General features: G+C 59.0%; 12 protein-coding genes. 10 read left to right on the top strand and 2 right to left on the bottom strand.

Features of this window, described 5'->3' with window-relative positions; genetic code table 11:
• Positions 1-109: 109 nt before the first annotated feature.
• From ACFWW4_RS14600 to rfbA, 6 genes are all read left to right on the top strand, one after another.
• On the top strand, positions 110-709 hold the full coding sequence (locus ACFWW4_RS14600; protein WP_411891529.1) for a polysaccharide biosynthesis/export family protein: 600 nt from the start codon (positions 110-112) through the stop codon (positions 707-709).
• Positions 710-723: 14 nt separating this feature from the next.
• Positions 724-2112 (top strand): hypothetical protein, encoded by a 1389-nt coding sequence (locus tag ACFWW4_RS14595; RefSeq protein ID WP_411891528.1) that lies wholly within the window; start codon positions 724-726, stop codon positions 2110-2112.
• Positions 2113-2221: 109 nt separating this feature from the next.
• On the top strand, positions 2222-2797 hold the full coding sequence (gene rfbC / locus ACFWW4_RS14590; protein WP_411891527.1) for a dTDP-4-dehydrorhamnose 3,5-epimerase: 576 nt from the start codon (positions 2222-2224) through the stop codon (positions 2795-2797).
• On the top strand, positions 2794-3834 hold the full coding sequence (rfbB, locus tag ACFWW4_RS14585; protein WP_411891526.1) for a dTDP-glucose 4,6-dehydratase: 1041 nt from the start codon (positions 2794-2796) through the stop codon (positions 3832-3834). The genes rfbC and rfbB overlap by 4 nt, the downstream gene beginning before the upstream one ends.
• Positions 3831-4691, top strand: a complete 861-nt coding sequence (gene rfbD, locus ACFWW4_RS14580) for a dTDP-4-dehydrorhamnose reductase (RefSeq protein ID WP_411891525.1) — start codon at positions 3831-3833, stop codon at positions 4689-4691. The genes rfbB and rfbD overlap by 4 nt, the downstream gene beginning before the upstream one ends.
• Positions 4688-5563, top strand: a complete 876-nt coding sequence (gene rfbA, locus ACFWW4_RS14575; protein WP_411891524.1) for a glucose-1-phosphate thymidylyltransferase RfbA — start codon at positions 4688-4690, stop codon at positions 5561-5563. The genes rfbD and rfbA overlap by 4 nt, the downstream gene beginning before the upstream one ends.
• A gap of 30 nt (positions 5564-5593) precedes the next feature.
• On the opposite strand, the gene ppsR is transcribed toward rfbA, so the two are convergent.
• Positions 5594-7021 (bottom strand): transcriptional regulator PpsR, encoded by a 1428-nt coding sequence (ppsR, locus tag ACFWW4_RS14570; protein ID WP_411891523.1) that lies wholly within the window; start codon positions 7019-7021, stop codon positions 5594-5596.
• Positions 7022-7056: 35 nt separating this feature from the next.
• On the bottom strand, positions 7057-7854 hold the full coding sequence (locus tag ACFWW4_RS14565) for a cobalamin B12-binding domain-containing protein (protein ID WP_411891522.1): 798 nt from the start codon (positions 7852-7854) through the stop codon (positions 7057-7059).
• Between the two features lie 277 nt (positions 7855-8131).
• Here ACFWW4_RS14565 and bchF point away from each other — a divergent pair, with 277 nt between their 5' ends.
• Genes bchF through ACFWW4_RS14545 form a run of 4 tightly spaced genes read left to right on the top strand, consistent with a single transcriptional unit; the run spans position 8132 to position 14979 of the window.
• Complete coding sequence (bchF, locus tag ACFWW4_RS14560) at positions 8132-8644, top strand: 2-vinyl bacteriochlorophyllide hydratase (RefSeq protein WP_411891521.1); 513 nt, start codon at positions 8132-8134, stop codon at positions 8642-8644.
• Positions 8641-9924: a ferredoxin:protochlorophyllide reductase (ATP-dependent) subunit N gene (locus ACFWW4_RS14555; protein ID WP_411891520.1), complete on the top strand. Its 1284-nt coding sequence runs from the start codon at positions 8641-8643 to the stop codon at positions 9922-9924. Before bchF ends, ACFWW4_RS14555 begins: the two co-directional genes overlap by 4 nt.
• Positions 9921-11444: a ferredoxin:protochlorophyllide reductase (ATP-dependent) subunit B gene (gene bchB, locus ACFWW4_RS14550; protein ID WP_411891519.1), complete on the top strand. Its 1524-nt coding sequence runs from the start codon at positions 9921-9923 to the stop codon at positions 11442-11444. Before ACFWW4_RS14555 ends, bchB begins: the two co-directional genes overlap by 4 nt.
• On the top strand, positions 11434-14979 hold the full coding sequence (locus tag ACFWW4_RS14545; protein ID WP_411891518.1) for a magnesium chelatase subunit H: 3546 nt from the start codon (positions 11434-11436) through the stop codon (positions 14977-14979). The genes bchB and ACFWW4_RS14545 overlap by 11 nt, the downstream gene beginning before the upstream one ends.
• Positions 14980-14987 lie beyond the last annotated feature (8 nt).

Below are 14987 nucleotides of genomic sequence, written 5' to 3'. Positions count from 1 at the left end.
GCGATCAGACGATCTGTCGATGTTTTGCTTTATGCTTTGGAAATAGAAGTTTACACTTCGAAGTGAATATAAAAATGCCCTGAATGGGTGGGCTAAAGGGATCTTTATGATGACATTCCTGCGCGTATTATTCGCCACGTTGGTGGCTTTCCCCTTGTTGGCAATCACGGCTTCGGCGCAAAGTGACTACCGGGTTCGGAGCGGCGATATCCTGCAACTCGAGGTTCTTGAAGACAGCAGCCTGAACCGCGAACTTCTGGTGTTGCCCGATGGCCGTGTGAGCGTGCCATTTGTCGGCACTGTTCGGGCTGGCGGTCGGACGCTTGCACAAATTCGTGCGACCATCCGTGACGGGCTTGCGCCCAGTTTTGCGGAACCGCCAAATGTTTATGTTGGCCTGAGCTTTCTGGCCGAGATTGAACCACGTGAGCCTATCACCATCGATGTCTACGTCATGGGTGAGGTTACCGAACCTGGCAAACGTGAGATCGAACCCGGAACAACCATCCTGCAGTTTCTTGCGGAAATGGGTGGATTTACGCAGTTCGCAGCGACGAAGCGCATCCAGCTGCGGACAGCGCGTACCGGTCGTGAACAGGTCTACACGCTGAATTACAACGACGTTGAACTTGGTGCCGGTGTCGGGACCTCGACCATTATGGCCGATGGTGATGTGATTATCGTGCCGCAGCGGCGGTTGTTCGAATAACAAGGGGCAAGATGGTGGCCGTCAAATTTGTCCTGCGTACTGGTATCGGCGGGGTGGTCTGCCTGACCCTTGCGCCCGCCCTTGCCCAAGAGGCGGGCGGCATCCAGACCACATTCGGCATCGAACAAGGTATCGAGCTTGGTCGCAATCCCGCCCTGAGCATCCCCGCAGACGGTGACCGTACGACCCTTGCCACGCGACTATCTTATGGGTTGGTGACCGAAACGCGGACCCAAAGGCTGAGTTTTGACGCTGAAAGCACCTTTCGCATTGAAGATGTGGATGGTGAAACCGAAAGCGCGTTTGAATCGCCCGCACTCACCTTTGGTTACACACGCGAGGGTGCGAACAGTTCGCTGGAGCTGTCAGCCAATTACGTCAGGCGCGACATTGATACGCTGCCATTGCTCAGCGATTTTGTAGGTGATGACGGCGTACTGGATTTGCCCGACGATTTCACGGATCTGGTCGGGACAGGTGAGCGCACCAGTTATGCCGTCGCCGGGTCGCTAGTCGTTGGAACCAGTGCCCCGCTGCAGTTTCAGCTCGATCTGGGTGCAAGCGGGACGCAATATGAAGATGCAAGCGATCCTGATCTCGAAGATATCGAAAGCGCTAATGTCGGTCTTTTAACAACGCTGCGGATTTCGCCAGTGATGACCGGAACCGGAGCACTGCGATATTCCCGGACAGAGGAAGATGATGCGACCGAGACACGCATCACCACCTGGAATATTGATGCTGGTCTGATTTACGAGATTTCGCCGCGCGCGACCTTCGGCGCAACGATCGGGACCGAGCGCACCGAGACCGAGGAAACTATTGGCGATGCCGAAACATCGGGGCTGACAGGTGGTCTGGATTTTGGCTACGACATGCCAAATGGCGATCTGACGCTCAGCTTCGATGCCAGCCGCGACGTGGCGGGTGATGAAATTCTGACCTTTGTCATTGGGCGCAGTTTGGAACTGCCTACGGGAAGTCTTGCGGCAACGCTGGGTGTGACACAACCTGAAAACGATGATGTAGAAATGGTTGGCTCGCTTGACTGGACACGCGAATTGCCGACCAGCCGTCTGCTGTTTCGCCTGAACCGGACTGTCACCGTCGATACCGACGCTGACACTCGCCGTCGGTCCCAGGCAGCGGCCTATTACACATATGTCGTCAATCCTGCTTCCAGCCTGAATTTGGGTGCGTCATTTGTTGTGTCAGAGGAAAGCAGCGCCGAAAACCGGGTGGAACGCACGGATTTGACCGCCAGCTACAGCTATGCGCTGACCGAGAACTGGGATCTGAACAGCACGATTGGCTATACAATCCGCGACGAAGACACGGTTGGGCGTGCTGAGTCTTCGCTGATCACCTTGTCACTGGGGCGGGAGTTCAAGGCCCGGCGCTGAACCCATCGGCGCACCGGTGCCCAAAAGCACATTGTAATATGGAATTGCCCGATATGATCCCCTAAGAGGGTGATTAAGAGTAGAAGTTATTTCATGAGGGTCAGGTGCTATGATTGAAGAAACAGCACTGCCTGGCGTCAAGGTCATTGCCCCACGCTGGTTTCGTGACAATCGCGGTGCATTTTGCGAAACCTACAATCAAGCCACCTGGGCTGAACATGGCCTGGTCCAGACTTTCGTACAGGACAATCATTCGATCAGCCGAGATGTTGGCACGGTGCGCGGTCTGCATTTCCAAAGCCCGCCACACGGTCAGGCCAAGTTGCTGCGGGTTGTCGCCGGCGCGGTATGGGATGTTGCGGTCGATATCCGCCGTGGTTCGCCCACCTATGGGCATTGGGTGGGCGTTGATCTTTCTGCAGAGGACGGTCGGCAGATTTTCATCCCGGAGGGTTTTTTGCATGGGTTTGTGACCCGCGCGCCGCATACCGAAGTGCTGTATAAATGCTCCGCCGTCTATGCCCCAACCGCAGAGGGTGCCGTGCGGTTTGATGATCCTGACCTGAATATCGATTGGGGGATCGCTACTGACAAGGCGATCCTGTCCGACAAGGATGCGGCTGCTGGTCGTTTTGCAGATCTCGACAGCCCATTCATCTATTCCGACCCGAAAGGCGCATCATGAAAATTCTTGTCACCGGCGGCGCCGGGTTCATCGGATCAGCCGTGGTCAAAGCGGCCTTGGCGAAGGGCCATGAGGTCGTCAATGTCGATTGTCTGACTTATGCCGCATGTCTGGCCAGTCTGGATGACGTGGCCGGTGACCCGCGTTACACCTTTGAAAAGGTCGATATCTGCGACCGTCCCGCCCTGAACAGGGTTTTTGAGACCCACCAACCCGATGCCGTCATGCATCTGGCCGCCGAAAGCCATGTGGACAGGTCTATCGACGGCCCGGAAACGTTTGTCCAAACCAACGTTATGGGCACGTTTCACATGCTGGATGCGGCGCGGAGCCTTTGGGAGGCAAAGGGGCGACCGGATACATTCCGGTTCCATCACATTTCGACCGATGAGGTGTTTGGGAGCCTTGGCGAAACGGGCAAGTTTGATGAAGAAACCCGTTACGACCCCAGGTCGCCCTATTCGGCGAGTAAGGCAGGCAGCGACCACCTGGTCCGGGCATGGCACGAGACCTACGGATTGCCGATCGTCCTGACCAATTGTTCGAACAACTATGGCCCACGCCAATTCCCTGAAAAGCTGATCCCTGTCACCATTCTGAATGCGCTGGCGCGTAAACCGCTGCCGATCTACGGTGCGGGCCTGAACGTGCGGGATTGGTTGCATGTGGAAGACCACGCAGAAGCGTTGCTGCTGGTACTGACTAAGGCGGAACCGGGTGCAACCTATGCCATCGGCGGCGAGGCTGAGGCGAAGAACATCGATATCGTGCAGACCTTGTGCCGGATATTGGATGACCGCCGACCAGATGGCGCGCCGCATGCTGATCTGATCACCCATGTGATCGACCGGCCCGGCCATGACCAACGTTATGCTATTGATCCCTCGCGCATTCGGACCGAACTGGGCTGGACCCCGGCGCATACCTTGCAGCAGGGGTTGGAAGAAACGGTCGACTGGTATCTGGCAAATCAAGCCTGGTGGGAACCACTTCAAAGCCGTGATGGCGTCGGCACCCGGCTTGGGCAAAGCAAATGAAGGTTCTTGTCTTCGGACAAAGCGGCCAGGTAGGCCGGGCCTTGGCAGCGCAGGCATCGCTGCGTAATGTCGATATCGTTCAACATGACCGACAAGCCGCGGATTTGTCTGACCCGGCCCGCTGCGCCCTGCTGATCGAAAACACGGATGCTGATGCCGTCATCAATGCCGCAGCCTGGACTGCCGTTGATGCGGCAGAAGAAGCACAGGAAAAGGCGCATGTGATCAATGCTGATGCGCCCGGTGCCATGGCAAGGGCCGCTGCCGCAAGGGATCTGCCGTTTATCCATATCTCGACCGACTATGTCTTTCCCGGCACCTTGGGCCCGGCATGGAAACCGGACGACCCGACCGGTCCACTCAGCGCCTACGGCCATAGCAAACTGGCTGGCGAGGTCGCTGTGAATGCGGCTGGTGGATCAGCGATTATCTTGCGGACATCGTGGGTTTTTGACGCAAAGGGCAAGAATTTTGTGACCACCATGCTGCGACTGGCCGAAAGCCGTGACACGCTGCAGATCGTGGCCGATCAACATGGCGGCCCGACCCCGGCCGCCGCTATCGCCGATGCCTGCCTGACAATGGCTGAGACGCTTCTGAACGGACCCGGGAAGGCGGGGGTTTACCATCTGACCGGAACGCCGGATGTCAGTTGGGCGGATTTTGCCCGAGCCATTTTTTCCCGCAGCGGCCACCGGGTGACGGTGCAGGATATCGACACAACCGATTATCCCACGCCCGCCGCCCGCCCCCTGAATTCGCGGCTGGATTGTACCAGCACCAAGGCTGAATTCGGCATTGAGCGGCCCGATTGGGGTGCCGCTCTCGACCAGATTATCAAGGAGATTCAGTCATGAAACAACGCAAAGGCCTGATCCTTGCTGGTGGAACCGGATCACGGTTGTTTCCGATCACCAAGGGGATTTCGAAGCAATTGATGCCGATCTACGACAAGCCGATGATCTATTATCCGTTGTCAGTGCTCATGCTGTCCGGCATTCGCGAGATTGGGATTATCACGACCCCCGAAGATCAGGCGCAATTTCAGAACCTTCTCGGCGATGGTGCGCAGTGGGGGGTGAACCTGACCTATCTGATCCAACCGAAACCCGAAGGTTTGGCGCAGGCTTACCTAGTGGGTGAGGCTTTTCTTGACGGTCAACCGTCTGCGATGGTGCTGGGTGATAACATTTTTTTTGGCCATGGGTTGCCCGAACTGCTGCTCGCCGCAGACCAGCGGCCCAGTGGTGGCACAGTCTTTGGTTATCATGTGTCGGACCCGGAACGATATGGTGTTGTCGGGATGGATGCGGATGGCCGGGTCACCCAAATTGTTGAAAAGCCTGAAACGCCGCCTTCGTCCTATGCGGTCACCGGGCTCTACTTTCTGGATGAAACTGCGCCCGAGCGGGCGCGTGGTATCACCCCCTCAGCGCGGGGTGAGCTTGAAATTACATCACTCCTTGAAACCTATCTGAATGAAGAAACCTTGACGGTTGAACGCATGGGCCGCGGCTTCGCGTGGCTGGATACCGGCACCCATGGCAGCCTGTTGGACGCCGGAAACTTCGTGCGTACCCTGCAATCGCGTCAGGGCATGCAAACCGGTTGCCCGGAAGAAATCGCTTTCCAGAAGGGCTGGATCAGTCGCGACCAGCTTCTGGCCCAAGCGGCGCTTTATGCAAAGAATGCGTATGGCAGCTACCTTGAGGGATTGCTGGAGGAGTAGCCGGACCTTGGAAAAGTGGGACGACGCCAGTTATTCGTCGGTGGTGCTGTCACGGCTCATTATATCAAACTTGCGCAGCTTGACGTAAAGTGACTGACGCGACAGGCCGAGCATCTCAGCAGCTGCCACGCGGTTGTTCATCGTCAGTTCAAGTGCTGTTTCGATACACATCTTTTCGACAACATTGGTGGTTTCGGCCACAATATCACGAAGCGTTGCGCTGCCCACCAGTTCAACCACGGACTGCATACTTTCGTCGTCGCCCGCTTTTGCCGGATTGCGGCTTGTTTCGGCGTGGTTCGCATCGCGCACCACAAAGCCAAAGACGGTATGCTGCCCGGCCTGCAGTTTCGTTACCGATAGCTCGACCGACCGGGGGCTACCATATTCACCGGCGATCTTGGTCGTGTAAATTCGCATCCGACCGGTCCGAGCGGCATTTTCCATCATGACCTTAAGATCAACACTGCCTCGTTGCAGGTAATCCGACAGGTTGCGCCCGCGCAAATTCACATCATGGGCAACGTCAATCAGATCAAGAAACGCATCATTGGCGGACAAGACATCGCCAGCGTCGGATGTAAAAATGATCGCTTCAGGGCCGTTGACATACAAGCTCTTTACATTTTGTGTCAGGTTGTCTGCCCGCATGTTCTTTTCGTCCAACGGAGCGATCCGACACAACAGGACCCGTTCACCCGCAGCCCGAAACAACGTTGGCAAAAGGTTGACCGCCTGCCCACTCCCGCGCAGCACCGTCTTTACCGGGTCATCGCGATCAGAAATCGCCTGGGTCGTCAGGCTATCAATCAGATCACCCCGCTTACGTCCTTCGAAACAAAGCGCGACTGCTGTACCGATCAGGTCCTCTCTGGATCGGCCCAAGAGAGAGGCGGCGGCCGGGTTCGCCTCGGTAATTTCACCGGTTTGAACAGATGCAAAAATCACCGCATCGGCAGTGCTATCCATCAATACGCGGAAACGCGTGTCATATTCACGCTGCACCTCGTAATCGCGCTCCAGCGCGAGTTGCGCCTTCACCAGTTGTTGCTGCATCTCGGCGATCGGGCGCAAATCGCGGCCCAACATCAGGATCGCACCATCAGGACCGATACGATGGAAACTGTACCGCACCGGAAATTCCCAGCGCCCTACATCATCTGAATGGTTCAGTTCGACCGGCCGAATTGGGCTCGCACCATCAAGAAACGCGGCCAACCTGCTGTCAAACTTAGACACGCTTTCAATTGTCAGTGCGCTGCGGATATCCTTATTTTCCCAGCGCTCCAGCTTCTGAAATGTTTCGTTTGTCGGGCTGACAAGAACGGACAACACTATGCCAGAGTCCGAGATCACAATGCCCAAATCAGCGACCTCGGCAATGATATCGCCCAGTATCTCTGGCGCTATCAATGGGATGGCGCCACTGCTCCAGTATTTTGTTCCCCGCGATGTCATATCAGACGCACTAAGTATAGAACCCGTATCACTGCTCAGGTCCTGCGCATCGTGGGCACGCTGTTGAGTGGCGTTGTGTTTAAACCGCAAAATTTCAGGGCCTCGTATACTTGTATTGTCGCATAGTCAGCGCCCGTCAGTGCCGTCACATCTTCTTTTGATTCGACCTCCAGCAGCGACCCCCCAACAACGACCGGGGGTGGCTGATCTGTCGCAGTTTTCACAACATCGACGATCCGGCGAAGCGATTCAAGCGTTTCGCCTTGTGACGATGATATGAATACCGCGTCGTATTTAGTGCGTTGCATCCGTTCTGCAACCTCTTCTGCGCGCGCACCCAGCATCATCCTGACGGACAGGCCAATGCGCCTCAGTTGTCCGGCCAGAACCATCGCCCCCAGCGTGTGATAAACTTCTTGAGGGACAAGCAGCATGATGGACGGTGCTGCCGGATCGGCGGATTGGTCACCGGACCAGTCCGGGCCCAACTCGCGCAACATTGACTGCAGACGGGACACACCGATAGTGACGCCTGCAAAGCCAAGTTCGTCAGAGCACCATTCGTCTCCCATACGGCGGGCCACGCCGGGAATATAGAAATCCGCGATGTCCTCGCGACGCACCCCATTGGCGAGCGCACGCACGAGGACGTGGCTGCAGGCCTGACGATCCGCACTCAGTGCGGCCTGATGCAGGTCGTCGAGAATAACAGGATCAAGATGTCGCGGAACGTCGCGAACGACTGCCATAGCCGCCCGCGCCGCAGTCCTTCCGGTCTGCCGCTCTGGCACGTCATTTCGCGCTTTGGCGTCTATGTTCCGACGATCGGGCATCCACGCATCCTTTTGCTGAATCTGCGCAGTAGGGGCAAAAATTGCAGCATTGTAAGATATTGTCGGTTGCAGGAGGTATAATGTCAAAGCAAATTGACATATTTGATCATTAGCGAGGTCAAAAACCATTTAAGCATCTGTTTTTTAACTTATAAACGTTGTTACTCGGCAACCGCCCGCAAGTGCATAATCAACAGGACCATTGTGTAAGTTAAAGTTGACACCTGGCCTAAATGACACCTAGTCTAGACACATGGGATTGTCAGGGGCAGTTTACATGTCAATTGCGAGCGCAGAAACGGCGACCAATCGGCCACTGCAAAAACCGGCGGGAAATCGTCTTTACACAGATGCCGAACGGGCGCGACGCGACGCCACAAAATGGACCCTGGTTCAGGGCATTCTGGCTCCCCTACAATTTGCCGTCTTCCTCGTCTCTCTCGCATTGGTAATCCGCTACCTTTGGACCGGCGCGGGATACGACGCCGCGACGCTGTCCATCGTGATCAAGACAGCCGTGTTGCTGACCATCATGGTCACCGGCGCGATCTGGGAAAAAGTGGTCTTTGGGCAATATCTATTCGCGCCCTCCTTCTTCTGGGAGGACGTATTCAGCTTCGCCGTTATCGCATTGCATTTGCTGTATATTTTCGCCCTATTCTCCGACGCTCTATCGCCAGCTGGCCTGATGTACCTCGCCCTTGCCGCTTATGCCGCCTACGTCATCAACGCCGCCCAGTTTGTCTGGAAATTGCGCATGGCCCGGCTCGATGCGGAGGCCCGCAAATGAACGTCCCCCTCACCCCCGCCAACGGCGGTTGCCGCGCTGCCCCCGTGCTCAAGGAACGGGGCCAGCGCGAGGTGTTCTGCGGCCTCACCGGGATCATCTGGTTGCACCGCAAAATGCAGGACGCGTTCTTCCTCGTCGTCGGTTCGCGCACATGCGCCCACCTACTGCAATCGGCGGCAGGCGTGATGATCTTTGCAGAGCCACGATTCGGGACGGCGATTCTGGAAGAATCAGATTTGGCTGGCCTTGCCGACGCACATGAGGAACTGGACCGCGAGGTGTCGCGGCTTCTGGCCCGCCGCCCTGACATTCGGCAGCTTTTCCTTGTCGGCTCCTGCCCTTCCGAGGTGATCAAAATCGATCTGGCCCGCGCCGCAGAACGGCTTAGCCAGTTTCATGCGCCCCATGTCCGGGTGCTGAATTACTCCGGCTCAGGGATCGAAACCACATTCACACAAGGCGAAGATGCCTGTTTGGCCTCCATGGTGCCGGTGCTGAAAGACACGACCGCCCGCGAATTGCTGGTTGTCGGCGCGCTGCCCGACGTGGTCGAGGACCAGATGCTTGGCCTACTCGCCGATCTGGGTATCGGCCCGGTCCGGCTTCTCCCCGCGCGCAGGATCGATGACATGACCGCCGTCGGACCCAACACCGTCTTCGCTCTGACCCAACCCTTCCTTGGCGACACTCATGCCGCATTGGAACGGCGCGGCGCCCGACATATCGCCGCGCCATTCCCGTTCGGGGACGAAGGCACAACCGCCTGGCTGCGCGCCATCGCCAGTGAATTCGGCGTGAGCGAGGCCACGTTCGAAACCGTTACCGCTGCCCCCCGCGCCCGCGCCCGCAAGGCCATCGCGCAAGCGTCAGAGGCGTTGCGCGGCAAATCCGTCTTCTTCTTCCCTGACAGCCAGCTTGAAATCCCCCTTGCCCGGTTCCTGACCCGCGAATGCGGCATGACAGCAGTCGAGGTCGGCAGCCCCTACATCCATGACGCCTTGCATGGTCCCGACCTTGATCTGCTGCCAGCCGGTCCGCAGATTTCCGAAGGACAGGATGTGGACAAACAATTGGAACGCGCTCGCGCCGCCCGTCCTGATCTGACCGTCTGCGGCTTGGGTCTTGCCAACCCGCTTGAGGCCGAGGGGCTGTCCACCAAATGGGCGATCGAACTGGTCTTCACTCCGGTGCATTTCTACGAACAGGCGGGCGACCTCGCCGGTCTCTTCTCGCGACCACTCCGCCGCAAATCGGTCCTCCAACTGGAGGCCGCGGAATGAAATTGACCGTCTGGACATATGAAGGCCCGCCGCATGTCGGCGCCATGCGTGTTGCCACGGCAATGAAAGGCCTGCACTACGTCCTGCACGCCCCGCAGGGCGATACCTATGCCGACCTGTTGTTCACCATGATCGAACGGCGCAACCACCGCCCGCCGGTCACCTACACGACATTCCAGGCGCGCGATCTGGGGTCGGACACCGCCACGCTCTTCAAGCAATCCTGTCAGGAGGCCGTCGACCGCTTCGATCCGCAGGCGATCATCGTCGGTGCGTCCTGCACGGCGGAACTGATCCAGGACGATCCCGCCGGACTGGCCGAAACCATGGGCCTGTCCATTCCGGTCATCCCGCTGGAACTGCCCAGCTACCAGCGCAAGGAAAACTTCGGCGCGGATGAAACATTCTACCAGATCGTCAAACATCTGGCCCAGCCACAGGACCGCACCGCGCGGGTGACTTGCAATATCCTTGGGCCGACAGCCCTTGGTTTCCGTCATCGCGATGACGTGGAAGAAATCACCGGGCTACTGTCCGACCTAGGGATCGACGTGAATGTTGTGGCACCGCTTGGCGCTACACCCGCCGATATCGCCCGGCTGCCCGCCGCCCATTTCAACGTGCTGCTATCGCCAGAAACCGGCGAAAGCGCCGCGCGTTGGCTGGAAAAAACTCACAGCCAGCCTTTTACAAAGATCGTGCCAATCGGCGTCGGCGCGACCCGCGATTTCATCGCGGAGGTCGCAACAATCACCGGCCTGCCCTGCAAGCCGGACGAAAGCCGCCTGCGGATGCCATGGTGGTCGCGGTCCGTGGACAGCACCTACCTGACCGGCAAGCGCGTGTTCATCTTCGGTGACGGCACCCATGTGGCCGCCCATGCCCGCATCGCCCGGGACGAGATGGGTTTCGAGGTCGTCGGCATCGGCTGCTACAACCGCGAAATGGCGCGACCGATCCGGGCGCTGGCCAAGGAATACGGTGTCGAGGCGCTGATCTCCGACGATTATCTGGAAGTGGAACAAACGATCGAGGCGCTCAGCCCCGAAATGATCCTCGGCACCCAGATGGAACGGCATATCGGCAAGCGTCTGGGCATTCCCTGTGCGGTCATATCGGCCCCAGTCCATGTACAGGACTATCCTGCGCGCTGCTCCCCCCAGGTCGGGTTCGAGGGCGCAAATGTTATCTTCGATACGCTGATCCATCCGCTTGTCATGGGGCTTGAGGAACACCTGCTGACCATGTTCCGCGACGATTTCGAATTCCACGACGACGCAGGGCCAAGCCACCACGGCGGCAAGGCCAAGGCGCGGGTTGATGAGGTCGAAACGCCAACACCGCAGCCGCAGGACGATAACATCATCTGGCTGTCCGACGCCGAAAAGGAACTCAAGAAGATACCATTTTTCGTGCGCGGCAAGGCCCGCCGGAACACCGAAACCTTCGCATTGGAAAAGGGGCTGCACGAAATCAGCCTCGACACACTTTACGAGGCAAAGGCCCATTATGCGCGATGAGGTGATGCATAAGCCCTACCGCGTGGTGATCGTCACGCTGGATGCGCATGCCGCGGGGCCTGCGTTGCGTGTGTCTGCCCGCCTCGCCCCCGATTTCCCGGGGCTTGAGGTGCAGGTGCTGTCCTCTGCCGAATGGGGCGAAAGCCCCGAAGCACTGGCCGAAGCGAAAGAGGCCATCGCGACAGGCGACATCATCATCGCCAACCTGCTGTTCCTTGAGGAACATATCCGCGCCATCCTGCCCGCCATGGAGGCCCGCCGCGATGCATGCGATGCGATGATCGGCATGATCGCCGACGCGGAAATCGTCAAACTGACCCGCATGGGCGATCTGGATATGGGCAAGCCCGCCAGCGGCGCCATGGCGTTCCTGAAAAAGCTGCGTGGTTCATCCAAGCCATCGACCGAAAGCGGCGCCAAGAAAATGCGGATGCTGCGCCGCCTGCCCAAGATCCTGAAACTGATCCCCGGCAAGGCGCAGGATCTGCGCGCCTGGTTCATGTCCATGCAATACTGGCTGGGCGGGTCCGACGATAATGTCGAACAGCTAATCCGCTTCCTGATCGGGCGCTATGCCAACCGGCCCGACTGGCGCGGGGCCAAGGCCGCTGCGCCTATCGAATACCCTGATGTCGGGCTTTATCACCCTGACCTGCCCGGTCATCACATCGTCACCGATATGGCCGACCTGCCCGGTCCGGCGACCCCCGTGGCCACAATCGGCGTGCTGATGCTGCGCTCCTACGTGCTGGCGTCGGACTGCGCCCATTACGATGCGGTCATCCGCGCGTTCGAGGCGCGAGGCATGCGCGTCATCCCGGCCTTTGCCGGCGGTCTTGACGGGCGACCCGCCATCGAAACCTATTTTCAGGGTCGAGTCGATGCGCTGGTCTCACTCACCGGGTTTTCCCTGATCGGCGGCCCCGCCTATAATGACAGCGCCGCCGCAGTCGGCCTGCTGCAGGCGCTTGATGTGCCCTACATCGCCGCCCAACCGCTGGAATTCCAGACGCTTGGCCAATGGGCCGCCAGCGCGCAGGGCCTCGGCCCCATCGAAACCACCATGCTTGTCGCCCTGCCAGAGATTGACGGCGCCACAAACCCCACAGTATTCGCAGGGCGCCATGGCGATGCGGGCTGCAATGGCTGCGCCATGGCCTGCACCGGCCAGTCTGACTGCAAGGCAATGGCCCCCTGTCACGAGCGGATCGACAGCCTGACCGAAAAAACTCTGCGGCTGGCCACCCTGCGGCGCAAGCAGAACGCCGACAAAAAGGTCGGGGTTGTGCTGTTCGGCTTCCCACCCAATGCGGGTGCCGTGGGCACAGCCGCCTATCTCAGCGTCTTTGAAAGCCTGCACAACACGCTGACCGCGATGCGTGCTGATGGCTACACTGTCAATGTGCCCGAAACCGTGGACGATCTGCGCGCGGCCATCCTGCAGGGCAACGCTGCACAATATGGACAGCAGGCCAACGTGGCCGCCCATGTGGATGCAGACACCATCGTGCGCACATCCAAACATCTGGCCGAGGTTGAGGCGGTCTGGGGCCCGGCCCCCGGCAAACTCCAGTCCGACGGGCGCGGCGTTTACGTGCTGGGTCATCAGTTCGGCAATGTCTTCGTGGGTGTCCAGCCTGCCTTTGGCTACGAAGGCGACCCGATGCGCCTGCTCTTCGAACGCGGCTTCGCCCCGACCCATGCGTTTGTGACCTTCTACGACTGGCTCCGCGATACATATCAGGCCGATGTCCTGCTGCATTTCGGGATGCATGGCGCGCTGGAATTCATGCCCGGCAAACAGGCAGGCATGGGGGCTGCGGATTGGCCCGACCGCCTGATCGGCGAAATGCCGAACGTTTATCTCTACGCTGCCAACAACCCGTCAGAAGCGACGCTGGCCAAGCGCCGGTCGAACGCGGTGACCATCACCCATCTGACGCCGCCATTGACCACCGCCGGTCTTTACAAAGGACTGGCCGAACTAAAGGACAGCCTGACCCGCTGGCGCGAAATGCCTGCTGATGACGATCAGCGCGGCGATCTGGAACAGCTGATCCGCGATCAGGCCAACGCGGTGGACATGAATGCCCGCAATATCGACGCGCTGTGGCTGAAACTGGCCGAAACCGAAGGCGCGCTGATCACCGAAGGTCTGCACGTCGTCGGGCGGCCGCTGTCCGCTGCTGCCAGGGCCGACATGATGCGGCTGATGCCGGAAGGCGAGGCGCGGGACCGCGCCGTGGAGTTGCTGAAGGCAGATCACGAACTGCCCGCGCTGATGCGCGCGTTGTCGGCCCATTACATCGCGCCGGTCCCCGGTGGCGACCTGATCCGGTCGCCCGAGATTGTGCCGACAGGCCGCAATATCCACGCCTTTGATCCGTTCCGGATGCCGACCGCCTTTGCCATCGCCGAAGGGGCCAAACAGGCCGATCTGCTGTTGAAAACCCACGACGCCATCCCGCGCACCGTGGCGCTGGTGCTGTGGGGCTCGGACAACATCAAATCCGATGGCGGCCCCATCGGGCAGGCCCTCGCGTTGATGGGTGCCGTGCCCCGGTTTGACAGTTTCGGGCGTCTGTCCGGCGCTGACCTGATCCCGCTGAAAAAGCTTGGCCGCCCCCGGATCGACGTGGTGATGACCCTGTCCGGCATCTTCCGCGACCTGCTGCCGTTGCAGACGCGCATGCTGGCCGAAGCCGCTTTGAAATGTGCCCAAGCCGATGAACCGCTTGAACAGAACTTTATCCGTGCCCACGCACTGACCTACGCTCGCGAGATGGGATGCGATCTGGAAATGGCGGCGCTGCGGGTCTTTTCCAACGCCGAAGGTGCGTATGGGTCCAACGTCAATCAACTGGTCGATAGCTCAGCCTTTGGGGATGAGGATGAACTGGCCGATGCCTACGAGGCGCGCAAGAGCTTTGCCTATGGCGTCAACGGCAAGGCGGCACAGAACCCCGCGCTGCTGCAAAAAGCACTAAAAGATGTCGATCTGGCCTATCAGAACCTTGAGTCCGTCGAATTGGGTGTGACCACGGTCGACCATTATTTCGACACGCTGGGCGGTATTTCCCGGGCGGTACGGCGCGCCAAGGGCGGCGTCAGCGCACCGGTCTATATCGGCGACCAGACCCGCGGTTCGGCTAAGGTGCGGACCCTGCAGGATCAGGTGGCGCTGGAAACGCGCAGCCGGTCCCTGAACCCCAAATTCTACGAGGCTTTGTTAAACCACGGCCATGAAGGCGTGCGCCAGATCGAGGCACATGTGACCAATACGATGGGCTGGTCGGCAACCACGGGCGAGGTGGAGCCGTGGGTGTATCAGCGCCTGTCTGAGACTTTCGTCTTGGATGACGCGATGCGCGAACGCCTGGCGGCGCTGAACCCGCAAGCGTCGATGCGCATGGCAAACCGGCTACTAGAAGCTTCGGATCGCGACTACTGGGCACCGGATGAGGACACACTGGCAGCGCTGCAAGACGCAGCGGATGCGCTGGAAGACCGGATGGAAGGGGTAGCAGCAGAATGACCTTTTTC

Origin of the sequence: Yoonia sp. SDW83-1, assembly GCF_046762885.1 — a bacterium.
Taxonomy (GTDB): Bacteria; Pseudomonadota; Alphaproteobacteria; order Rhodobacterales; family Rhodobacteraceae; genus Yoonia.
This window is presented reverse-complemented; position numbering and strand designations above follow the sequence as displayed.